The organism is Lapillicoccus jejuensis (genome assembly GCF_006715055.1).
Taxonomy (GTDB): Bacteria; Actinomycetota; Actinomycetes; order Actinomycetales; family Dermatophilaceae; genus Lapillicoccus; species Lapillicoccus jejuensis.
On the sequence record NZ_VFMN01000001.1, the window covers coordinates 1,194,555 to 1,217,041 of the forward strand.

Annotated in this window: 13 protein-coding genes and 1 tRNA gene; 7 read left to right on the forward strand and 7 right to left on the reverse strand. The window is 75.6% G+C overall.

The features are described 5' to 3' along the window. Positions 1-3: 3 nt before the first annotated feature. Genes FB458_RS05750 through FB458_RS05765 form a run of 4 tightly spaced genes read right to left on the reverse strand, consistent with a single transcriptional unit; the run spans position 4 to position 5,572 of the window. Entirely contained in the window at positions 4-1,947 is a 1,944-nt protein-coding gene (locus tag FB458_RS05750; protein ID WP_246061084.1) for an ABC transporter ATP-binding protein, read from the reverse strand. A gap of 1 nt (position 1,948) precedes the next feature. Beyond that, positions 1,949-2,872, reverse strand: coding sequence for an ABC transporter permease (locus FB458_RS05755; RefSeq protein ID WP_246061085.1), 924 nt, complete (start codon positions 2,870-2,872; stop codon positions 1,949-1,951). Then, the gene (locus FB458_RS05760) at positions 2,869-3,858 is read right to left on the reverse strand and encodes an ABC transporter permease (RefSeq protein WP_141847542.1); all 990 of its coding nucleotides are present in this window, start codon (positions 3,856-3,858) and stop codon (positions 2,869-2,871) included. Before FB458_RS05760 ends, FB458_RS05755 begins: the two co-directional genes overlap by 4 nt. Positions 3,859-3,862: 4 nt before the next feature. Then, entirely contained in the window at positions 3,863-5,572 is a 1,710-nt protein-coding gene (locus FB458_RS05765; RefSeq protein ID WP_141847544.1) for an ABC transporter substrate-binding protein, read from the reverse strand. Between the two features lie 267 nt (positions 5,573-5,839). Between FB458_RS05765 and FB458_RS05770 the strand changes: the two genes are divergently transcribed. From FB458_RS05770 to FB458_RS05780, 3 genes are read left to right on the forward strand one after another with little or no spacing between them, the layout of a single operon-like run. Further along, complete coding sequence (locus FB458_RS05770; RefSeq protein WP_141847545.1) at positions 5,840-9,340, forward strand: hypothetical protein; 3,501 nt, start codon at positions 5,840-5,842, stop codon at positions 9,338-9,340. Beyond that, complete coding sequence (locus FB458_RS05775; protein ID WP_141847547.1) at positions 9,337-11,559, forward strand: glycoside hydrolase family 3 N-terminal domain-containing protein; 2,223 nt, start codon at positions 9,337-9,339, stop codon at positions 11,557-11,559. The genes FB458_RS05770 and FB458_RS05775 overlap by 4 nt, the downstream gene beginning before the upstream one ends. Then, on the forward strand, positions 11,556-14,030 hold the full coding sequence (locus tag FB458_RS05780) for a beta-galactosidase (protein ID WP_170185579.1): 2,475 nt from the start codon (positions 11,556-11,558) through the stop codon (positions 14,028-14,030). Before FB458_RS05775 ends, FB458_RS05780 begins: the two co-directional genes overlap by 4 nt. 143 nt (positions 14,031-14,173) lie before the next feature. Here FB458_RS05780 and FB458_RS05785 read toward each other — a convergent pair. Continuing rightward, positions 14,174-14,261: transfer RNA gene (locus FB458_RS05785), tRNA-Ser, on the reverse strand. Between the two features lie 347 nt (positions 14,262-14,608). On the opposite strand from FB458_RS05785, the gene FB458_RS05790 reads away from it, so the two are divergent. The 4 genes from FB458_RS05790 to FB458_RS05805 all read left to right on the forward strand — a co-directional run bounded on the left by FB458_RS05790 (position 14,609) and on the right by FB458_RS05805 (position 20,104). Beyond that, positions 14,609-16,240, forward strand: a complete 1,632-nt coding sequence (locus tag FB458_RS05790) for a S8 family peptidase (protein ID WP_141847551.1) — start codon at positions 14,609-14,611, stop codon at positions 16,238-16,240. Further along, positions 16,237-16,863, forward strand: coding sequence for an RNA polymerase sigma factor (locus tag FB458_RS05795; RefSeq protein WP_141847553.1), 627 nt, complete (start codon positions 16,237-16,239; stop codon positions 16,861-16,863). The genes FB458_RS05790 and FB458_RS05795 overlap by 4 nt, the downstream gene beginning before the upstream one ends. Beyond that, the gene (locus tag FB458_RS21235; protein WP_170185580.1) at positions 16,860-17,429 is read left to right on the forward strand and encodes a hypothetical protein; all 570 of its coding nucleotides are present in this window, start codon (positions 16,860-16,862) and stop codon (positions 17,427-17,429) included. The genes FB458_RS05795 and FB458_RS21235 overlap by 4 nt, the downstream gene beginning before the upstream one ends. A gap of 77 nt (positions 17,430-17,506) precedes the next feature. Next, the gene (locus FB458_RS05805) at positions 17,507-20,104 is read left to right on the forward strand and encodes a CHAT domain-containing protein (protein ID WP_141847555.1); all 2,598 of its coding nucleotides are present in this window, start codon (positions 17,507-17,509) and stop codon (positions 20,102-20,104) included. Between the two features lie 20 nt (positions 20,105-20,124). Here the strand turns inward: FB458_RS05805 and FB458_RS05810 are convergent, their stop codons facing one another. Together FB458_RS05810 and FB458_RS05815 are read right to left on the reverse strand one after the other, a co-directional pair. After that, entirely contained in the window at positions 20,125-22,146 is a 2,022-nt protein-coding gene (locus FB458_RS05810; RefSeq protein ID WP_141847557.1) for an alpha/beta hydrolase, read from the reverse strand. Next, positions 22,146-22,460 (reverse strand): hypothetical protein, encoded by a 315-nt coding sequence (locus FB458_RS05815; RefSeq protein WP_170185581.1) that lies wholly within the window; start codon positions 22,458-22,460, stop codon positions 22,146-22,148. Before FB458_RS05815 ends, FB458_RS05810 begins: the two co-directional genes overlap by 1 nt. Positions 22,461-22,487: the final 27 nt, after the last annotated feature.

Genomic DNA, 22,487 nt, shown 5'->3' on the forward strand with positions numbered 1-22,487 from the left:
CCGTCACCCTTCGCCGGGCTGCTCCTCCCGCCCGTCCACCCCGGGTGCGACCGGGTGGGGGACCGCGTCGAGCAGGCGCTGGGTGTAGTCGTCACGCGGGTGCCGGATGACGTCGAGGGCGCGACCCTGCTCGACCACCCGGCCCTCGTGGAGCACGACGACCTCGTCCGCGATCATCCGCGCGCTGAGCAGGTCGTGGGTGATGTAGAGGATCCCCACCTCCGACTCACGCACGAGCGACGCGAGCAGCTCGAGCACCTCGGCGCGGATCGACACGTCGAGGCTGCTGACCGGCTCGTCGGCGACGATGAGCTCGGGCTGCACCGCGAGGGCGCGAGCGATGACGACCCGCTGCCGCTGGCCCCCCGACAGCTCGTAGGGGTACCGGTTGGCGAACCGGTCCGACGGGGTCAGCGCCACCCGCTCGAGCAGTGCGTCGACGGCGCGGTCGAGCTCGGAGCCGCGCAGCCCGCGGTAGTTGTGCAGCGGCCGGGCGAGCGCGTGCCGCAACGTCTTCGCCGGGTTGAGCGACGAGTAGGGGTCCTGGAAGACGAGCTGGACGTGCGAGCGGTAGTCGCGCAGCGCGCGGCCGCGGTACGACGTCACCTCACGATCGCCCCCGGTGCCGGCGCCGCCGGTCCCCGCGCCGTGGAACACGACCCGCCCGGAGGTCGGGCGCTCGACGCCGGTGATCATCCGGCCGAGTGTCGTCTTGCCGCTGCCGGACTGGCCGACGAGCGCGGTGACCTCACCGCGGCGCAGGACGAAGCTCGCCTCCTGCACCGCCGTGGTCCGGTCGACCCGGAAGCCGCGCCGCCGCTCGAAGACCTTGGTGACGTCCTCGACCGTGACGAGCGGCGGCCGGGCCTCCACCCGCTCCACGCTCTCGGCCGTCTTGACGAACTGCGGGCCGGCGAAGCCACGGACCCGCTCGCCCGCCTCGTCGGCGCCCTCCCCACCCCGTCGCTGCAGGACGGCCACGTGGCAGGCGACCCGGCCGCCGTCGAGATCCTCCAGCGTCGGCTCGACGCTCGTGCACCGGGCGATCCGCTCGGGGCAGCGCGGCGCGAACGCGCAGCCGACCACCGGCCGGCTGAGGTCCGGCGGGCGCCCGGGGACGTAGGTGATCCGCACGGTCTCGGCGCGCGGGTCGCCGTACGAGCCGAGCAGGCCCTTGGTGTAAGGGTGCAGCGGGTCGCGCAGGAGGTCGGCGGCCGTCTGCTCCTCGACGACGCTGCCGCCGTACATGACGAGGATGCGGTCGCTGAGGTCGAGGACGGTGCCGATGTCGTGGCTGATGAACAGGACGGCGAAGCCCTGCTCGGCCTGCAGCCGCCGGACCGCGGCGAGGATCTCGTGCTGGACGACGACGTCGAGCCCGGTCGTCGGCTCGTCGAGCAGGACCAGCCGCGGCTCGTCGGCGAGGGCCAGCGCGAGGTTGACGCGCTGCTTCATCCCGCCGGACAGCTCGTGCGGGTAGGCCGACATGAAGCGCGGGTCGATGCGCACCATCTCGAAGAGCTCGCGCACGCGGGCGGTGACCGCCTCACCGCGCCGGTCGCTGTGCAGCTCGATGACGTCACGGAACTGGTCCTCGACGCGGGCGACGGGGTTGAGCGCGTTCATGCTGCTCTGGAAGACGGTGGAGATGTCCTTCCAGCGCAGCGGGCGCAGCGCGTCCTCGTCGAGGTCGGTGATGTCGCGGCCGTCGAAGACGATCCGGCCGCCGCTGATCCGGCCCGGCCGCTCGAGCAGCCGCAGCAGCGCGGTGCCGAGCGTCGTCTTGCCGGAGCCGGACTCGCCGATGACGCCGACGAACTCACCCTCGCGCAGCGAGAAGGAGACGTCGCGGACGGCGTCGACGGCGTGGCCGCGTCGCGGCTCGTAGCGGACGTGGAGCTCCTGCACCTCGAGCAGGGTCGATCGGTCGGTGAGCACGTCGGTCACGTCAGTCCTCCCTCAGGTGCGGGTTGCTCAGCAGGTCGACCCCGAAGTTGACGAAGGTCATGGCGGTGATGAGCACGGCCAGCGCGAGTCCCGGCGCGAAGACCCACAGCAGCAGGCCCTGGGCGATCGCCCCCTGGGCGTTGGACTGGTAGAGCATCGTGCCCCACGACACGGCGTCGGAGTTGCCGAGGCCGAGCACCGCCAGCCCGGCCTCCGCCCCGATGGCCCCGGTGGCCGAGGCGACGAAGCTCGCCGCGACCAGCGACGTCATGTTGGGCATGATCTCGCTGAAGACGATCCGCCAGGTGCCTTCCCCGGAGAACTTGGCCGCGGTGACGAAGTCGCGGTTGCGCAGGGTGATGATCTGCGCCCGCTTGGCGCGTGCCGCACCGGCCCACGAGGTGATGGCGATGACGCCGACGATGAGGCCGATGCCGCGCACGTCGGAGTAGGCGACGAGGGTGATGATGAGCGGCAGGGCCGGCACGACGAGCGCGACGTTGGTGACGAAGGACAGCGCGTCGTCGACCCACGTCCCCTCGGCGTAGCCGGACACCATCCCGATGACGAGCGCGATGACGGTGGCCAGCAGCCCGCCGAACAGGCCGACCAGCAACGAGGTCCGGGTGCCGTAGACGAGCTGGGAGAAGATGTCCTGACCCGTCGTCGTCGTGCCGAACCAGTTGGTGGCACTGGGGTCCGCCAGCGGCGCGAAGGTCGAGTCGTTCGGGTCGTGCGGCGCGATGAGCGGCGCGAGGACCGCGACGAGGACGTAGACCGCGAGGACGACGATGCCGACGCGCGCCTTGCGGCTGGACCAGACGACCTCGTACCAGCGCTCGGGGCGGGCGACCTCGGGGACGTCCTGCGTGGTGGGCACGGGGGTGCCGTCCGACATCGCCCCGGTGGTGGTGACGGCGCTCATGCCTGGGCCCTCCTGGCGCGCGGGTCGAGGACGCCGTACAGGAGGTCCGCGACGAGGTTGGCGAGCAGGACGCCGGTGGTGGTGAGCAGCAGCAGCGCCTGCAGCAAGGGGTAGTCCTTGTTCTGCACGGCCTCGCCCATGAGGCGACCGAGGCCGGGGTAGTCGAAGGCGGTCTCGACGAGGATCGCCCCGCCGAGCACACCGCCGAGGGCGAGCGCGAACCCGGTCACGCTCGGGAGCAACGCGTTCCGCGCCGCGTAGCGCAGGGCGACCACCCGGTCGGGCAGGCCCTTGGCGCGGGCGAGGCGGATGTAGTCCTCGCCGAGGTTCATCACCATCGTGTTGCGCATGCCGAGCACCCACCCGATCGGGGTGACGATGAGCAGCGCGACGGCCGGCAGCACGGTGTGCTCGAACGACTCCTTGAGGAAGAGCCAGTTCCAGCCCGGGGTCGCGCCGGCGTACCCGCCGGACGTGGGGAAGATGCCCGTCGCGTAGCCGAGCACGTAGAGCAGCAGCAGCGCGATCCAGAACGGCTGGAGCGTGCCGAGGAAGGTCGAGCCGAGGGTGACGACGGTGTCGAAGCGGCTGTTGCGCCGCCACGCCGCGAACGCCCCGAGCGTGACGCCGACGAGGAAGGACAGCACCTGCGTGGCCGTGACGAGGACCAGCGTCCACCAGATGCCCTGGCCGATGACGGCCGTCACCGAGTAGGGGTAGTAGGTGTAGGACAGGCCCAGGTCGCCGTGCAGGAGCTGGCCGAGGTAGCCGACGTACTGGCTCCACAGCGAGCCGTCCGGGGCACCGAGCATCGCGCGGATCGCCTTGACCTGGGCCGGGTCCAGTGCCGCGTCGCGGCCGGCGAGCCGCTGGACGAGCTTGGTCGCCGGGTCGCCGGGCTGCAGCCGCGGGATGAGGAAGTTGAGCGTGACGACCGCCCACAGGGTGAGCAGGAAGAAGCCGATCTTGCGGACGTAGTACCTCATCGCGTCACCGGGCCGGGGTGAGGTGGGTGAGGATGAGCAGCTTGTCGTCCGACGGGTTGGCGTACGGGTTCTGCTCGCTGGGCCAGCCCTGCGCCTTGTCGGTGCGGTAGAGGATCCGCGAGGGCGCGTAGATGAGCGGAGTCACCGGGTACTGCGTGAGCATCGTGTCGACGAGCCGGCCGGCGAGGGTGGTCTGCTGCGACCGGGCGGCGGTCTTGTCGAGGTCGGCGACGACCGCGTCCGTGGCCGGGTCGTCCCACCGCTGCACGTTGGGGAAGATGTCGGTCTTGGTGGGGATCTGGCTGCTGACCAGCTTGGCGCCGAGGCCGCGGGCGACGTCGCAGCCGCCGTAGAGGAACTCGAACATCATCTGGAAGTCGCCCGTCTTCTTGGCCTGGTCGACCGAGTCCGGGGCGGTCGCGGTGACCTGGGTCCGGACGCCGATCCTGTTCAGACCCGCGGCGACGACGTCGGCCATCGCCTGGTAGTCGATGAACCCGGCCTGGACCGTGAAGGTCACCGCCAGCGGCGAGCCGTCGGGCTCGGTCCGGTAGCCGTCGCTCCCCTTCCGGTAGCCGGCGGCGTCGAGCAGCGAGCCGGCCTTGGCGACGTCGTACGGGAGCGGGGCGGAGGCGGCCCGGTCGCGGCTGGGCAGCAGCGAGGACTGGTAAGGCAGCTTGAGCCCGGTCTGGCTGGCGGGCTGCATGATCCCGTACGTCGCCTTGAGCGACATCGCGTCCTTGTCCATGGCGTAGGAGATCGCCTCGCGGAACCTCTCGTCCGAGAAGGGCCTCTTCTGCGTGTTGGTCGTCAGGACGGTCGAGCCGTTCGGCGCGTACCAGAACTTGTTGGTGCGCGGGTCGGCGCCGACGAAGGTCTTCTGCGGGTTGGGGATCTCGCCCCAGTAGGCGTCGAGCTGGCCGGCGCGCAGCTTGAGGGCGGCCGACGGGGCGTCGTACGTGCCCTCGAGGACGATCTTGGCGACCTTGATCTTGTCGGCCTGCCAGTAGTCGGGGTTGCGCTTCAGGGTGAGCCGGCGCCCGTTGTAGGAGTCGACGAGGAAGGAGCCGGTGCCGACCGGGCTCTTGTCGATGTACTTCGTCGGGTCGCCGACCTTGCCGTAGACGTGCTCGGGGAGGATCGGCGTCTTGATGATCCCCTCGTACTTGCCGACCGCCGGGCCCGAGAACGTGAGGACGACCTGGTCGCCCTTCGCGACGACCGAGGACGCCTTGGCGCCGAAGGTGTCGTTCCAGACGCCGGCCTTGTCCGCGGCCTGGTACTGCTTGCCGAGGTTGAAGGTGAAGGCGACGTCCTGCGCGGTGAACGGCTGCCCGTCCGACCAGCGCACCCCCGGGCGGATGTCGAAGGTCAGCGTCGTCGCGCCGGTCCACGTCGCCTTGGTCGCGAGCCACGGGGTCTCCGTGCACGACAGGTTGTTGCGCACGATGAGCGGCTCGTAGAAGAACGGCGTCTGGACCAGCGGCTTGGCCGCCAGCGGGTTGTAGTTCGCCAGCCCGCCCACCGAGTTGTCCGCCTCGGCCGGGAAGGTGAGGACGGGGATGACGTTGCCCCCCACGCCGCTCACGCCGGTGCCCGACACCGAGGTGTCGCGCCACCCGCCGCAGGCGGCCAGCCCGGTCGCCAGCCCGGTGGCCAGCACGGCCGAGAGCAGGGCCCTGCCCGGCCGGGGCAGACCTCGTCGTCGCGTCATCACCGCTCCTTCGCGGTTCGGGGCACGGCTCGTGCCGTCGGTCCGGATGCCGGAGCCGGGACGCCCCAGGGCGCTCGCGGACGGCTCCGTCCTGGATCAGTCCTACCCCAGTCCGGTCTCGTTTGTCGAGACGCATGACGTCCCCCTGAAGGAGCTGGGGAGGGTTGGTCCGGTCCGCGGGGGTGTGGTTGTCTGGACGGCGTGAGCCGGTCGACGACGACGTACGCACCCTCCGCGGACACCCTGACGTGGGCGAATCCCGTTGGCGTGCAACTGGTCTGTACGCGATCGGGGTCACCTCTCGCCCTGCGGTACGGCGACCTGGACCTCCTGCAGCTGCCCGCCTCCGAGCTCGAGGACGGGCTGGTCCGTCTCGTGCTCCGAGTCCGCGGAGTGGGACGCGACGGCACCCCGACGGGTGAGCGGCGGCTCGTCCCGCTCGTCGGGCAGCACGCCCCCGCCCGGGTCGTCCCGGGCCCCCACGGGCCGGTGGCCGCGGGCACGGACGGTGGGCTGTCCTTCCGCGCCGTCCTGCGCCCGGCCGTCGCCGTCGCGGGGTGGGTGTGGCACGTCGAGGTGACCAACGTCGGCGACGAGACCGTCGAGGTCGACGTCGTCCACACCCACGACGTCGCGCTCGCCCCGCACGGGGCGGTCCGCTCCAGCGAGGCCTACGTCAGCCAGTACCTCGACCTCACCCCGGTGGCCGTCCCGGGGCACGGCACCGCGGTGGCGGTGCGCCAGAACATGCCCGGGGAGCGGCAGCCGTGGGCGCTGCTCGGTGGCCTCGGCCGGGTCGTCGCGTGGTCGACCGACGCGCGCCAGCTCGCCGGCGACGGCGCGGGCGGCCTGCCCGGGCTGGCCCACGACCTGCCGTCGACCCGCCTGCAGCACGAGCACACCCTCGTCGGGCTGCAGAGCGAGGCGGTGCGGCTCGCCCCCGGGGACCGCACCCGCACGGGCTTCTTCGGCCTCGTCCGCGACGACCACGCGCAGGCCAGCGGCCCGGCGGACGCGGACCGCGCGCGGGTGGTCCTCGACGACCCGGCCGCGGCGCTCGTCGAGCTCGACGAGCCCGGCGACCTCGACGAGGGCGTCGGGGGCGCCGTCGTCCGCTCGGCGTTCACGCTCGCCGACGACCTCGCCTGCCGGGTCCTGGGCGACGACGAGCTGGTGACGCTGACCGGGGTCCCCCGCGAGCGGTGGGCGCAGGTGGAGACCGGGCCCGACGGCGCGCTGTGGTCGGCCTTCCTCGAGGACGGCGCCCACCTGGTCACCGCGGCCAAGGAGTCGGCCGTCCTGCGCCCGCACGGCCACGTGCTGCGCACCGGCAGCCACCTCGTGCCCGACGAGCGCGGCGTCACCTCCACGGTGTGGCTGGCGGGCGGGTTCGCGGGCCAGGTGACCCAGGGCCACGTCGCCCTCGGCTCGGTGCTGTCGCTGCGACGGACCCACCTCGGCCTCCAGCAGGCCAGCGGTCTGCGGATCCTGCTGCGGGAGGACGGTCGCGGCGACGAGCCGTCGTCCTGGCGGCTGCTCGGCCGCCCGTCGGCGTGGGTCGTCGAGCCCGGACGCTGCCGCTGGTTCTACGCGGTGGAGCAGGCGCCCGGCCGGCCGGGGCCCGTCGTCGAGGTCGCCACGACCGCACCCACCGACCGGCACGAGCTCGAGGTCGACGTCGTGGTGCACGGCGGGGCGTCGTACGTCGTCCGCGCGGCGCTGCACGTCGCCCTGGGCGGCGACGACGGCGCGACGCCCGTCGACCTGCCGGTCGAGCACCGTGTCGGTGGTCTCGTGGTCCGCCCCCCGGCGGGCAGCGACACCGCCGCGCGCTACCCGGGCGGCCGGGTCGAGCTGGCCTGGACGGGGGCGGTCGAGGTCGGCGACGACGGCACGCTGCTCGAGGACGGGCGCTCGGTCGGTCTGCCGTGGGTCACCCTCACCACCGCGCCCACCGACCGCTGGCGCCTCACCCTGCGACCGCACCTGGTCGCCGACGACGCCGCCGCCGACGACCTCACCCACGCCCAGGACCTCCCGGCCGGCCCGCAGACGGGCGACGCGTGGGCGCGGCGGGCGGCCGCCCTCGTCCTCGACCCGCCCGCCGGCGAGGCGGGCGAGGAGGTGACGCGGCTCCAGCGGGTGCTGCCGTGGTTCGCCCACGACGCCCTCGTGCACTACCTCTCCCCCCGCGGGCTCGAGCAGTACACCGGCGGCGGGTGGGGTACCCGCGACGTGTGCCAGGGACCGGTGGGGCTGCTCGCCGGGCTCGGCGAGGCGGACGCCCTCGTCGACGTCGCCCGCCGGGTCCTCGCCGCGCAGAACGCCCGTGGCGACTGGCCGCAGGCCTTCGACTTCCTCGCGCGGCACAAGTCCTTCGGGCAGTGGGACAGCCACGGCGACGTCGTCTACTGGCCGCTGCTCGCCCTCGCCGACGTCCTCGAGGTGACCGGGGAGCGCGCGCTGCTGCGCGAGCGGCTCCCCTTCACCGGCGACGGCGGTTGGACCGAGCCGGCGGAGGTGCTCGAGCACGTCCGGCGCGCGCTCGACCTCGTCGAGGGCACCTTCGTGCCCGGCACCCACCTGCCGCGCTACGGCCACGGGGACTGGAACGACTCGCTGCAGCCCGTCGACGCCGACCTGGCCCGCCACCTCGTGTCCACGTGGACCGTCGTGCTCCAGGCGCAGGCCCTGCTGGCGCTCGAGGCCGCCCTGCTCGACCGCGGTCACGAGAGCGACCCGCCGGTCCTGGCCCTCGCCGCCCGCTGCCGGGAGGTCGCCGACGCCGGGGTCCGCGACCTGCGCACGCACCTCGCGCCCGACGGGGTCCTCGCCGGCTACGGCGTCTTCGACGACGACGGCCGGCTGCAGGGCCACCTGGTGCACCCGCGCGACACCCGCACCGGGCTGACCTACAGCGTGCTGCCGATGATCCACGCCGTGACCGGCGACGTGCTCACGGCCGGCGAGGCGCGCCGGCACCTCGCCCTCGTGGCGAAGCACCTCACCGGCCCCGACGGCACCCGGCTCTTCGATCGGCCGGTGGCCTACCGTGGTGGGCCCATGGAGGTCTTCCAGCGGGCCGAGGCCAGCACCTTCTTCGGCCGCGAGATCGGGATCATGTACACCCACGCCCACCTGCGGCACGCGGAGGCGCTGGCCCGGGTCGGCGACGGGGCCGGTCTGCTGCGGGGGCTCGCGCTGGCCAACCCCGTGGGGGTGACCGACCGGGTGCCGTCGGCGCGGCCGCGCCAGGCGACGACGTACTTCTCCTCCTCCGACGCGGCCTTCGCCGACCGGACCGAGGCCGACCGCGGGTACGCCGGCGTCCTCGACGGCACCGTGCCGCTCGAGGGCGGCTGGCGCGTCTACTCCTCCGGGCCGGGCCTCGTCATGCGCCTGGTCACCGAGACCCTGCTCGGCGTCCGCCGGCGCGGCTCCGTCGTCGAGCTCGACCCGGTCCTCGACCCCGGCCTCGACGGGCTGCGGGCGACGGTGACGCTGCTCGGTCGCCGCTGGCGGGTCTCGTACGCCGTGGCCGGACGGGGGTACGGCGTCACCCGGGTCTCGTTCTCACCCGGCGCCCGCGCGGAGCCGGCCGAGCTGGCGACGCGCGCGCTCGAGAACCCGCACCGCACCCCGGGGGTGGCCGTCGACGTCGACGTCCTCACGGCCGCCGTCGCCGCCGCTCCCCCACCCGGGCCCGGTGACCGGGCCGACCCGTCCGACCCCGACGACCTGCCGCACCTGCACGTGGAGACCTCGTGACCCCGACCCGCCGCACCGCCACCGCCCCCGACCGCCCGTGGCTCGACCCCGCCCTCGACGTGGAGCGCCGCGTCGACCTGCTCGTCGACGCGATGACGACCGAGGAGAAGGCGGCCCAGCTCACCCAGGTCGACAACCTCGAGCCCGGCCGCGACGCGGACCTCCTGCGCCGCGGCGTCGGCTCGAGCCTCTACGCGAGCGGGGCGACGGCGGGCAACGTCCGCGACGGCGGCGTGCTCGCGTCGGCCGTCGACGAGTGCCAGCGGCTCGCGGTCGAGGGGTCGCGGCTGGGTGTCCCCGTCCTCTTCGGCCGGGACGTCATCCACGGGCACCGCACCGTGGCCCCCATCCCCCTCGGGCTGGCCGCCACCTTCGACGTCGACCTGCTGCGCCGGGTCAGCGCGCTCGCCGCCCGCGAGGCGAGCACCGAGGGCGTCGCCTGGACCTTCGCCCCGATGATGGACATCTCCGAGGAGCCGCGCTGGGGGCGGGTCGCGGAGTCGCTGGGCGAGTCCCCCGTCCTCGCCGGCCGGCTCGCCGCCGCCATGGTCGAGGGCTTCCAGGGCACCGCGCGCGAGCGGCGCGACGGGGCCCGCGAGCAGCAGGGGGGGCGGCCCACGCTCGGCGCGACGGCCAAGCACTACGTCGGCTACGGGCTCGTCCAGGGCGGGCGCGACTACGACACGGTCACCGTCGGCGAGAACACCCTGCGCAACCTGCACCTGCGACCGTTCCGCGACGCCGTCGACGCCGGCGTGATGGCCGTCATGGCCGCCTTCAACGACGTCGACGGCGTGCCCATGCACGCGCACCGGCACCTGCTGCGCGACGTCCTCAAGGGCGAGTGGGGCTTCGACGGCGTCGTCGTCGCGGACTGGAACGGCATCGGCCAGCTGGTCAACCAGGGCGTCGCCGCCGACCTGCGCGACGCCGCCCGGCAGGCGCTGCTCGCCGGGGTCGACCTCGACATGTGCTCGGGCGCCTACCTCGACCACCTGCCCGACCTGGTCGAGGACGGCGAGGTCCCGCTCGACCTCGTCGACGACGCGGTGCGCCGGGTGCTGCGGATGAAGCTGCGGCTCGGGCTGTTCGAGTCGCCGTACACCGACCCGTCGCGGACGCTCGCCGCCCCCGGACCGCAGGAGCGGGCCCTGGCCCGCGAGGCCGCCGCCCGCTCGATGGTCCTCGTGAAGAACGACGGGCTGCTGCCGCTGCACGCCAACATCGGCAAGATCCACCTGGCCGGACCGTTCGTCCACGACGGCGACGCGCTGCTGGGGACCTGGGTGCTGGACGGGCGGGGCGAGGAGGTCGTCACCCCGGCGCAGGCCTTCGCCGAGCGGCTCGCGGCCGAGGACCTCGTCGTCTCCGACGGACGCTTCTCCGACGTCGCCATGTCGATGGTCCGCGAGGCCGAGGTGACCGTCGCCGTCGTCGGCGAGCACCGCAGCCGCAGCGGCGAGGACCGCTGCATCAGCACGCTCGAGCTGCCCGCCGGCCAGCTCGAGGTGCTCGAGGAGATGGCCGGGCTCGGCAAGCCGCTCGTCGTGGTCGTGCACACCGGCCGGCCGCTCGAGCTGGGACGGGTCCTCGAGCTCGCGGACGCCGTCCTCGTCGCGTGGCACCCCGGCACCGAGGCCGGCCACGCGCTCACCGACGTCGTCTTCGGCGACGTCTCCCCCAGCGGGCGGCTCCCGATGACGTTCCCCCGCACCGTCGGCCACATCCCGAGCAGCTCGCACGAGCGCCCCACGGGGCGGCCGATCGACCGCGACCGCGACCGCCAGCTCGGCCGCTACCTCAACTCGCTCGTCTTCCCCGAGCTCACCTTCGGCTACGGGCTGACCTACACGCACATGGAGTACGGCGACCTCGAGGCCTCGCGGACCACGTTGCCCGTCAAGGGGAACGGCTCGGTCAGCGTCTCCGTCGAGGTGACCAACACCGGGGTGCGCGCCGGTCGCGAGGTCGTCCAGCTCTACGTGCGCGACCTCGTCGCCGACGTCACCCGGCCGCTCGTCGAGCTCGCCGACTGGCGGGTGGTCGACCTCGAGCCGGGCGAGTCGACCAAGGTCGTCTTCAAGGTGACGCCGCGGATGTTCGGCTACCACGACCGCGAGCTGCGCTGGCGCGTCGACCCCGGCGAGGTCGACGTCATGGTCGGCCCGAACGCGGCCTACTTCAGCCGGGTCCGGCTCACCCTGGTGGACGGGAAGTGACCGTCGAGCTCGCCCGCCACCGGATCCTCGAGGACGGCGAGCCGCGCCTGGTCCTCGCGGGCGAGGTCCACTACTTCCGGGTGCCGCGCGAGCAGTGGGGTCAGCGGCTCGACCTCGTCCGCGAGGTCGGGTGCACGACCGTGGCGTCGTACGTGCCGTGGCTGTGGCACGAGCTGCCCGACGGGAGCATCGACGTCACCGGCGCCACCCGTCCGGAGCGCGACCTGGGTGCGTTCCTCGACCTGTGCCACGAGCGCGGGTTCGACGTCCTCGTGCGACCCGGGCCGTTCCAGATGGCCGAGCTGAAGAACGAGGGGCTGCCCTACCGGCTCCACCGGGAGCACCCCGAGATCGTGCCGACCGGCTGGGACGGGGTGCCCGCGACGACGGACACCGTCGACTACCTCGCGCCGGCGTTCCTCGCCGAGACGCGGCGGTGGTTCGACGCGGTGCTGCCGGTCGTCGCGGCGCGGACGGTGGACCGGGGCGGTCCGGTCTCGATGCTCCAGCTGGACAACGAGATCGGGATGCTCGCCTGGGTGAGCAACTCCCCCGACCTCACCGACGACCTGCTCGCCGACCTGCGGCGGTGGTGCGGGGCGACGTACGGCGACGCCCTGGGGGACCGCTACCCGCTGGACGCCGACTGGCGCTCCGTCGTCGAGTCGCCGGACGAGGAGTGGGCGGCCGCGCTGCGCGTCGACCTCACCCGGTTCGTGCGCGGCCGCTTCGCGCGCTACGTGCGGGCGCTGACCGCCCTGGTGCGCGGGCACGGCATCGACGTGCCGCTCTGCGTCAACGTCCACGGCACCGAGGGCGGCAACGGCGTCCCGTTCGCCATCGGCGTGAGTCAGCTGGTCGAGACGTGGGCCGGCGTGCCGGGGCTGTTCGCCGGGTCGGACCACTACCTCGGCGACCTCAGCCTCGACGTGACGACGGACCTGCACTTCGTCTCCGCCGTGATGGCCGCGGTCAACGGCCCGGACCAGCCGCTGACGTCGCTCGAGTTCGAGGCGGGCACGGGCGACTACGGGGGCGGTGCCGACCGGCTGTACGACGCCTCGACCGTCGACCTCAAGGCGCGGCTCGCCCTCGCGCAGGGCAACCGGCTGATCAACTACTACCTGCTGGCGGGCGGGGTGAACCCGCGCCTCGACGAGCCGGTGGGCGACGGCAACGACCGGATCAGCCACACCGGCGAGCGGCACGGCACCGCGGCCCCGATCGGTCCCGAGGGGCAGCAGGGCATCGCGTTCGCGTCGACCCGCGACGTCACCCACGTCGCGGCGCGGCACGCGCAATGGCTCGCCGACGGCGACGAGGAGCTCGACGACCTCGCGGTCGGGTTCTGGGCCGACGCCTTCGCGACCGAGTACCGGTACCCGGGGTCGGCGGCGATGTCCGCCGTCGTCGAGGACCTCGAGCGGCACCGGGGGCCCGGGCCGCGCAAGGCCCTGTGGCGCTCGCTCCTGTTCTCCGGATACCGCTTCTCAGGAGTGGACCTGACGAGCGAAGCACCGTGGCCGACGGTCGTCGCGCTGTCCGTCGGCCGGGTCCTCGACGCCGACGTCCAGCGCCGGCTGGCCGCGCACGTCACCGGCGGGGGCGCGCTGCTGCTGCTGGGGAAGGTCCCGACGCTGGACCTCCAGGGGCGACCGTGCACCCTGCTCGCCGACGCGCTCGGCGTCCGCGCGGGCGAGGTGGTCGCGGATCGACGGCACCGCTACGGCTCGGTCGTCGGGGTCGGGGCGGCCGCCCCGGCGGGCGCGGAGCGGACGAGCGAGGTGCGCGCCGGCTGGTTCGAGCTGCTCGAGGCGGTCGACGACGCCGCGGCCGAGCCGGTGCTCCGCGACGCCGACGGTCGCGTGTGCGGGCTCGAGGTCCGCGCCGGCGCGGGTCGTGCGGTGCTGCTCTGCGCCGAGCTGCCGTCGTGGCCCGAGGTGTTCGCCCGGTTGGCCACCCACCTCGGCGCCGCGCCCGGGCTGGTGCTGAGCACCGACGTCCCGGGGGTCGTCGTCACGACGACCCGCACCCCGTCGGACGACCGGCTGCTGCACCTGCTCGCGCCCCAGGGCTACGACGCCCACGTCACCGTCACCGAGGACGGCTCACCGCTCGCCGGCGGCCCGCTCCTCGTCCCGGCCCGCACCGGTCACCTGCTCGCCCTCGGGCTCACCCTCCCCTGGGGTCGGCTGCTCGCCTCCAGCGCCGAGCTGACGGCGTACGACGACACCTCGCTCACCCTCGCGCCCGGGCTGGGCGACGGCCGGGGTGGTCCCGGCATCTGGTGCGTCCTGCAGGTGCCCGTCGGCTCCCGGGTCGTCGCACCCGACGCGGACGTCGAGGTGGTGGAGCGCGCCGACGACGTCGGCACCGGCGGCGACGAGGCGGGGCACGGGTCGTCGTACCGCGTCGTGGTCCGCCGGTCGGGCCCCCCGGCCCCCCTGCGGGTCGAGGTCTCCCCCACCTGACCCGGACTGCTGCGGGAAGGGGACGTCGACGTCACCCCAGGATCCGGACTGCTGCCCGACCGGGACCTCGACGTCACCCCACGATCGGGACTGCTGCCCGACCGGGACCTCCCCTCCCCGCAGCAGTCCGGATCAGGGGGTGGTGGCGGTGGGTGTGGGATTCGAACCCACGAGAGGTCACCCTCTGGTCGCTTTCAAGGCGACTGCACTCGGCCACTATGCGAACCCACCCGAGCGGGGCCAGTCTCCCAGACCGAGCGGCCGGTGGGGCACGGGAGGTGCGGTGCCGCCCACGCTCGTCCGCCCGGACCCCGATCCCGGCGGAGGGTGCTGCGGCACCGCACCCGTCGTCGGCGCCTCCCGATGTGACGCCGACTCCGTGTGGTTCCGACGCCCCCGATGGGCCGGAACATCGGGGAAGGAGCGGGGCCCTACCGTCCTGATACACGGTTCTCGGAAGAAGTTCGGCGGGCCGCGCACGTATCAGCCGACGCCGATCGCGCTCCTTGCGCTGCAGACGCCCCTACCCTGAGCCGGACGGGGGACCCGACGAGCACGCGCACCGAGGAGACCGGGCCATGCCCTACCGCACCACCCCCGTCGTCCCGCCCGCCGCGGGCGAGGTCGCCCGGCCGCCGCAGCCGCCGATCCTCGGCGACACCCTCGCGCGGGTCAACGGGCACGTCCTCGTCCCCGAGCGCGCGGGGACGGTCGCCGGGCACCCGGTCAACCCGACGGCGTACGTCGGCGACGAGCTCCTCGTCCAGGGCCGCACCGAGGGCGAGGCGATGGCCGCGCTCGTCGAGGCGGCGACCCGGACGGGGCAGCGGCTCGCGCCGTCGACCGCCGCGAGCGGCAAGCGGCAGGCGTACGTCGACGCGCTGTCCGACCGCGCGCTGGCCGAGGTCGCGGAGCGGGTGTGGGTGACCCGGCTGCGGCTGACCCCGCCCGAGGACCCGCGAGCGCCCCGACCCGATGCCTGGAGCGTGCTGCAGGCCTACCGGGAGCTCGTGGGCCCGCAGGAGCAGGAGCTCACCGTCGGGCTCAACCACCTCGTCACCCTGGCGGGCGGGCCGACGATCACCGGCGAGCCCTACATCACCGGCCCGGCGACGACCGGGACGCCGTACATCACCGGACCCGCGACGAGCGGGCTGCCCTACATCACCGGACCCGCCGGCGGCGGGCTGCCGTACATCACCGGTCCGGGCGCGCTCGGGAACCGCCAGCCGGTCACCTGGCTGGGCGAGCTGCCCGCCCCGACGGTGGCCGACCTCGCCACCCGCCGTCCCGTCGTCGCCGTCCTCGACACGGGGCTGGGGCAGCACGACTGGCTCGTCGCGCCGCACGCCGTCCTCGGCGCTCAGGTCGGCGGCGAGTCCATCGGCCTCGGCTCCGACGTCGTCGACGCCGAGCTGCTCGGGGTGCGCAACCCGTTGGCCGGGGACCTCGACCTCGACGCCGGGCACGGGACGTTCATCGCGGGCATCGTGCGCCAGATCTGCCCCGAGGCGCAGGTGCTGGCCATCCGGGTCATGCCGAGCGGCGGCGTCGTCGACGAGCACCAGCTGACGATCGCCCTCAACAAGCTGCTCGTGCGCCAGGCCCGGGCGCAGCTGCTCGGGCACGCCGACGAGCTCGTCGACGTCCTCAACCTCTCGCTCGGCTTCTACCACGAGACCCCCGACGACGTGGCCTTCAGCGGGGTCCTCGGCGGCACCCTCGACCAGCTCGGACGGCTCGGTGTCGCCGTCGTCGCCGCGGCCGGGAACGACGCCTCGTCGGTCCCGATGTTCCCCGCCGGCCTGGCCTCGCGGCAGCAGGGCGCCGACGAGCCCGGCGACCGGGTGCCGCTCCTCGCGGTCGGCGCCCTCAACCCGTCCGGCTCGATCGCGATCTTCTCCAACGCCGGGCCGTGGGTCAGCTGCCACCGCCCGGGCGCCAACGTCGTGAGCACGCTGCCGACGACGTTCAACGGCTCGCTCCAGCCGCAGCTGGCGACCGCCGACGGCCGCTCGTCGATCGACCCCGACAACTACTCGGGCGGCTTCGGCATCTGGAGCGGGACCTCCTTCGCCGCACCGGTGCTCGCCGCCGAGCTGGCGTGCGAGCTCGCCCGCGGCGGAGCCCTCGACGGGGCCGGCGCCGCGGCCGCCGTGGACCGCGGCTGGGCCGCCGTGAGCGCCTGCGTGGGGTGGCGACGCCCGTGACGACCGACGTCCCCGCCGACCGGACACCCCCGGCGGCCGCCCCCGCGTCGACCCTCGCGCAGCGCGCGGCCACCGCCTTCGCGGCCTACCAGGGCGGCGACCGGCAGCGCCTCGCCGAGCTCGTCGACCTGCTCACCCCGCTGCTCTGGCACACCGTGCGCGCGCAGCGGGTCCCGTACGACGTCGCGGAGGACGTCGTCCAGACGACCTGGCTGCGCCTCGTGCACGGGGCCGACGCGATCCACGACCCGGCGGCCGTGCTGGCCTGGCTCGTCACCACGGCCAAGCGGGAGAGCTGGCGGGTCGTGCGCGACCTGCGGCGGACGCAGGCGCTGCCCGACGAGCAGGAACGCGACGAGCTGCCCGACGAGACCGGTCCGGGACCGGAGGCCGCCACCCTCGCGGGGCTCGACGGACGGGTCCTGTGGGAGCACGTGCGGGCCCTGCCCGAGCGGTGCCGCAGCCTGCTGCGCGTCGTCGCCTTCTCCGACCGACCCGACTACGCCACCGTCGCGCAGGCCCTCGGCATGCCCATCGGCAGCATCGGCCCCACCCGGGGCCGCTGCCTGGCCAAGCTGCGCCACCTGCTCGACGCCGACCCGCACTGGGGGGACACCCGATGACCGACGACCTCACGACCCCGTCGCCTCAGGAGCAGGCGCTCGCCGCCGGCACCCTCGACACCGTCGACCTCGACGCGCTCACGCACCTGCGCCGGCTGTGGGAGGCGGTCGATCCCGTCCCCACCGGTCTCACCGAGCGGATCCGCTTCGCCATCAGCCTCGGCGACCTCGAGGCCGAGGTCGCCCGGCTCCAGCGCGAGGGCGTGCCGGAGCTCGTCGCCCGGGGCGACGCCCGGCTCGACGACGCGCAGCGCGCGCGGACGGTGACCTTCACCTCCGACACGGTGACGACGATGGTGACGATCACCGACACCGGCGGGACGGCGCCCGCGGGCACCCCGTCCGCCGGCGGTGCGCCCGGCACCGTGCGGGTCGACGGGTGGTCCACCCCCGGGGCCGGCCTGCGGGTCGAGCTGCGGACGGGGGGCGCCAGCCACGAGACGGTCGCCGACGACCACGGCCGCTTCGTCATCGACGGGGTCCCGCACGGCCTGGCCCAGCTGGTGCTGCGGCCCGCCGAGGGCACCGACGGGCCCACCGTCGTCACGCCCGCGCTCGAGATCTGACCACTCGCCGCCGGGGGTGCGGCGGCGAGCGGTGGGCGGCCCGACGCCCTGGCTAGGCTGGCGGCCTGACCAGCGACGTGGCGCGGGTCCTGGCCCGCGCGGAGAGCGACCGCCTCCGGGCGCGCGACACCAACGACTCGGGGCGACCGGCCAGGGGCGCCTCGATCGCGCAGCGTGCCCTGGCGCGCCTCGACCGGCTCGACGGCGGGCCCGACGGCGGGCCCGACGGCGGGCCCGACGCCGCGCGGGTCCGTGCCCGGCTGCTCATGACCCTCGCCTTCGCCGAGCACGAGGTGCACGGCATCGGCCGCGCCCTGAGCCGGATGGACGAGGCCGAGCGGGCGGCCCGGGCCGTCGGCAGCCCCGAGCTGACGACCATCGGGCACGACCTGCGCGGCCTGCTGCTCTTCCGGGCCGGCCGGCTCGACGAGGCCCGCACCCACCTGGACCGCGCCGTCGCCGGCCTGCACCACCTCGACGACTTCGACCGGACCGCGCTGCTGCTCAACCGGGGCTCGCTGCGCCTCCTGCGCCACGACGTCGCGGGCGCCCGGGAGGACCTGCAGGGGGCGGCCGACCTGGCCGGACGCACCGGGCTGGCCCGGATGGAGTTCAAGGCGCGGCACAACCTCGGCTACGCCGCCCACCTCGCGGGCGACGTCCCGGCCGCCCTCGCCGCCTTCGCCGACGCCGACCGGCTCGACGTCGACGTCTCGCGCAGCGTGTGGCACCTCGACCGCGCCCGGGTCCTGCGCGAGGCCGGTCTGCTCGCCGAGGCGGCGGCCGCCCTCGGCGCGGCCGAGCGGTTGCTGGCCTCGGAGCGCGCCCGTCAGGACGCCGCCGAGGCCCGGCTCGAGCTGGCCGAGCTGGCCCTCGCTCGCGCCGACTGGGACGGCGCCCACGCGCTGGCCCGACGAGCCGGACGGGACTTCGCGCGCCGCGGCGCCACCGGCTGGGCCGCGCGCGCCGACCTCACGCGGTGGGAGGCGGACCTGGCCCGCCCCGGCGGGCCCCGCCGGGTGGCCGGCGAGACCGCGCGGGTGCTGGCCGACGAGGACACCGGGGGCGTCGGGCTCGGCCCGGCCGACCGGCGCCGCGCGCAGCTGCTCGCCGCCCAGGCCCTGCTGGGCTGCGGCCGCCCCGAGGAGGCCGCCCGCCGGCTCGCCGACGCCGGTCCGGCGCGCCGCACCGACCCGCTGACGACGCGGCTGCACCGGCACCTCGTGGTGGCGGGGGTGGCGCACGCCACGGACCGCCCGGAGGCGGCCCGACGCGAGCTGCGCACGGGCCTGCGGACCCTGGCCACGGCGCAGGCCCGTCACCACAGCCTCGACCTGCGCACCGCGATGGCGGTGCACGGCGCCCGGCTCACCCGGCTCGACCTGCGCCTCGCGGCCGGGTCCGGTTCGCCGGCGCGGGTGCTCGAGGCCGTCGAGCGGTGGCGGGCGATGTCGCACCGCCGCACCGCGGTCCGGCCCCCGGCCGACCCCGAGCTGGCCGGCCGGCTGACCGCGCTGCGGCTCGTGGACGAGCGGCTGCGCGCCGCCGTCGACGACCCGACGACGCAGGCGCTGCGCCGCCGGCGCGCCCGGCTCGAGGACGAGGTCCGCGAGCGCGAGTGGCTGCTCACCGGCGACGCGCGCACCGAGGACCCGGTCCGGCTGGGTGACCTGCGGCCGCTCCTCGCGCAGGAGGGCGCCGACCTCGTCGAGCACGTCGTCCTCGACGAGGTGCTGCACGCCGTGACCGTCCGGGACGGTCGGTCGCGGCTGGTGCGCCTTGCCGCCTGGCCGGCGGTGCAGGAGCTGCTGTCGCGGGTGCTCGCCGACCTCGACGCGCTGTCCGGGCCGATGCTCCCCGCCCCGCTGCGGGTCGCCGTCGCCGCCTCGCTCGAGGAGGACCTGGGCCGGCTGGGCGCCGCCGTCCTGCCGGCCGGGCCGGCCCGGGCGGACCGCCTGCTCGTCGTCCCCTCCCGGACCCTGCCGACCGTCCCGTGGTCGCTGCTGCCCGAACGGCGCGGGCGGTCGACGACGGTGAGCCTGTCGGCGACCGCCTGGGCCCGACACGCCGCGGCGGCCGGCCGGACCCGGACGGGAGCCCCTCGCGTCGCCGCCCTCGCCGGTCCCGGGCTCCCGGGCGCCGCCCGCGAGGTCGAGGACGTCGCCCGGCTCTGGTCGGGCGCGGGGGCGCCCGCCGAGGCGGTCGACCCGGCCCGCGCGGACGCGCACCGGCTCGCGACCGCGCTCACCGACCACGACCTCGTCCACATCGCCGCGCACGGCCGGCACAACCAGGACAACCCCCTCTTCAGCAGCGTGCTGCTGACGGGCGGGCCGCTCTTCGCGTACGACGTCCCCCAGGACACCGTCCCGGCCGCCCACGTCGTCCTGTCCGCCTGCGAGCTCGGGCTGGCCACCCCGCGCCCCGGCGGCGAGGTCCTCGGCCTCACCGCGGCCCTGCTGTCGATGGGGACCCGGTGCGTCGTCAGCGCCGTCTCCCGCGTCGACGACGAGGTCGCCCACGCCGCGATGCGGCACTACCACCGTGACCTCGCCCAGGGGGCGGACGCGGCCGGCGCGCTGGCCGCGGCGGTCTCGGCCGCCCGGGACGCCGACCCCACCCGACCGGCCCCGTTCGTCGCCTTCGGGTCGACCTGGTCGCTCGACCGCCCCTAACGGGTCGACGGACCCGGCCGTCACGACGGCAGCCGGTGCACGTGGCCACCGGTGGGCGCGCGGCGGGCCTCCGGGTCGTCGTACGGCGGGGGGACCGGCACCCCGGGCGGCAGCGGGAGCCCGCGCAGCCCGGGGGCGAACGGCGGCGGGTCGGTCCAGGAGCGTGCGCGACCGGGCCCGTCGACGACCATCCCCTCACCGGCGAGGTCCTGCCCGTGCCCGGCCGCGACGGCGCCGAGGCTCCACAGGGACTCCGAGCCGGGGTCGTAGTAGCGCGAGTGGTCGGCGACCCCGAGCGCGTCGAGCAGCCCCGGGTCGTCGCGGTGCACGCTCTCGGCGGCGAAGCGGACCGCGCCGACGCCGGGGGCGAGCGGGTCGGTCCCGAGGGTGGTCCCGCTGGCCAGGTGGATGACGTCGCGTGACGCCGACCCGACGTAGAGGTGGGCCGGGGTCACCCCGAGGCCCTCGACCGTCGTCGCCGTCCCCCCGAGCCCGGGGCTGCCGATGACGACGACGTCGTCGACCGAGGCCGCGAGACCCGAATGCTGCAGCGCGAGACCGGTCGTCGTGCTGCCGTAGGAGTGGCCGACGACGGTGAGGTGCGGATCGGGGTCGGCGTGACCACCGGCGTGCGTCGCGACGAGGGCGGCCACGTCCACGGCCAGCAGGTCCCCGCCCGCCCGCGCCCGGGCCTGCCCGACGACACTGGTCCACTCGGGGGCGTCGTACCCCTGCCAGGCGACGACCGCGCTCGAGCGGGTCGGGTCGACGGCCTGCGCCTCGCGCTGCAGGCGGACCGCGTCCTGCCCGACCTGGTCGAGCTTCGCCGCGCTCGACTCCAGCCCGGGGACGCACACGGCGACGTCGCTCGCGGTGTCCGGGTCGCCGTAGGCGACGGCGACGCGCCCGTCGGTCCGCGAGCCGTGCGCGAACGCGCGCGGGGCGTAGAGCAGCAGCAGGGCCGGCACCCCGGCGGCGAGACCCAGGGCGCCGGCGGTGCCGAGCGCCGAGCCGTAGACCGACAGCGCCCGCAGCACGTCCGGGGGGAGCAGCAGGGTGCCGGCCCCGAGCGGCGACCACGGTGGCGCGACCCCCGCGGCCCCGGCCAGCCGGACCCGCTGCTCGAGGGTGAGCCCGCGCAGGAGGGCGTCGAGCTGCTCCGGGTCGCCCACGCCCGGCAGCCCGGCCCGGGCGAGCAGCGCCGCCCCCGCGGCGAGGTCCGCCTGGAGCAGGCGGCGGTTCGCCAGGTCGCGGTCGCGGACGGGGACCCCGTCGGTGGCGCCCCACCGAGCGGGGTCGCCGGCCAGCAGCCGGGCCCGCTCGCTCCCCGTCAGGGTGGCCCAGAAGGCCCGCACCCCCGCCGCGGTGGTCGGCACCGCGGCGAGGCCGACCCGGGCCAGGGCGGCGGCGAGCGGGTCCGGCTCTTGCCCGAGGAGCAGCAGCGCGCCGCCGTACGACGACGCACCCGCCGGCCCACCGGCCCGGGCCGCCCCCCGGCCCACCCGGACCAGCTCGGCGGCCACGTCGTCGCGCAGCAGCCGCACGCGGCGCACGAGCGCCGCGTAGGCCGCGTCGACCTCGGTGGTCGTGCGGAACCCGCTGAGCCGCCGCGCCACGGCGAGATCGGTGTCGGCGCGCTCCCACTCCGTCGACCGCTCGGGCGGCGGCGGGAAGGCCAGGTGGGCGAGGACCTGCTCCGAGGGCGCGAGCACGGCCCAGGCCTCGTCCAGGTCCTCGAGCCGGCGCCGCTCCCGGTCGAGCTCGCCGGCGTAGTCCCCGATGAGGCCGGCCGCGGCGGTCAGCCGGGGCGCGACCCCGGACACCCACCGGGAGGTCACCTGCACGTCGTGGACGGCCGCGTTGCCCGCCGGGCCGACCGGCCACGCCGAGCGCAGCGCCCCGAGGACGGCCCGGACCGCGGCGGCGAGCGCGACGACCCCCCGGGCGGCCGCGTCGAGCTCGGCGACCAGGCGGTGGAGCAGCGGCGGGTCGTCGCCCGGCCACCCGTAGTGGGCGGTCTCCTCCGTCGACGGCGGCCGCATCAGCCCAGCGCCTCACGCAGGGCGGCCGAGGTGGGCCGCGCGAAACGCTGGGCCGCGGCCGCGTCGGCCGCGGCCACCGAGGCGGCGCCGGCGTCGGCCGCGTCACGCAGCAGCCCCAGCTCGACCGCGAGCGAGCGCAGCCCGTCGGCCTCGACGTCGAGGAAGGCGCCGATCTCGGCGCCCGCCGAGAGGTCGGGCGCCCCGCGCGGCACCGTCGCCCCCTGCAGCCGGGCGGCCACCGCCCGGGCGGTCCGCGACGGGCCCTCGAGCCCGTCGCCGGCGCGTCGTACCCCCGCCGGGTCCATCGCGAACACGTCGTCCACCTCCCCGCGCCCCGGGCG

Excerpts from the sequence above, each read along its gene's own strand:
- FB458_RS05755 (WP_246061085.1), bottom strand. The coding sequence starts at position 2,872 with ATGAGCGCCGTCACCACCACCGGGGCGATGTCGGACGGCACCCCCGTG.
- FB458_RS05760 (WP_141847542.1), bottom strand. The coding sequence starts at position 3,858 with ATGAGGTACTACGTCCGCAAGATCGGCTTCTTCCTGCTCACCCTGTGG.
- FB458_RS05765 (WP_141847544.1), bottom strand. The coding sequence starts at position 5,572 with ATGACGCGACGACGAGGTCTGCCCCGGCCGGGCAGGGCCCTGCTCTCG.
- FB458_RS05790 (WP_141847551.1), top strand. The coding sequence starts at position 14,609 with ATGCCCTACCGCACCACCCCCGTCGTCCCGCCCGCCGCGGGCGAGGTC.
- FB458_RS21235 (WP_170185580.1), top strand. The coding sequence starts at position 16,860 with ATGACCGACGACCTCACGACCCCGTCGCCTCAGGAGCAGGCGCTCGCC.
- FB458_RS05810 (WP_141847557.1), bottom strand. The coding sequence starts at position 22,146 with ATGCGGCCGCCGTCGACGGAGGAGACCGCCCACTACGGGTGGCCGGGC.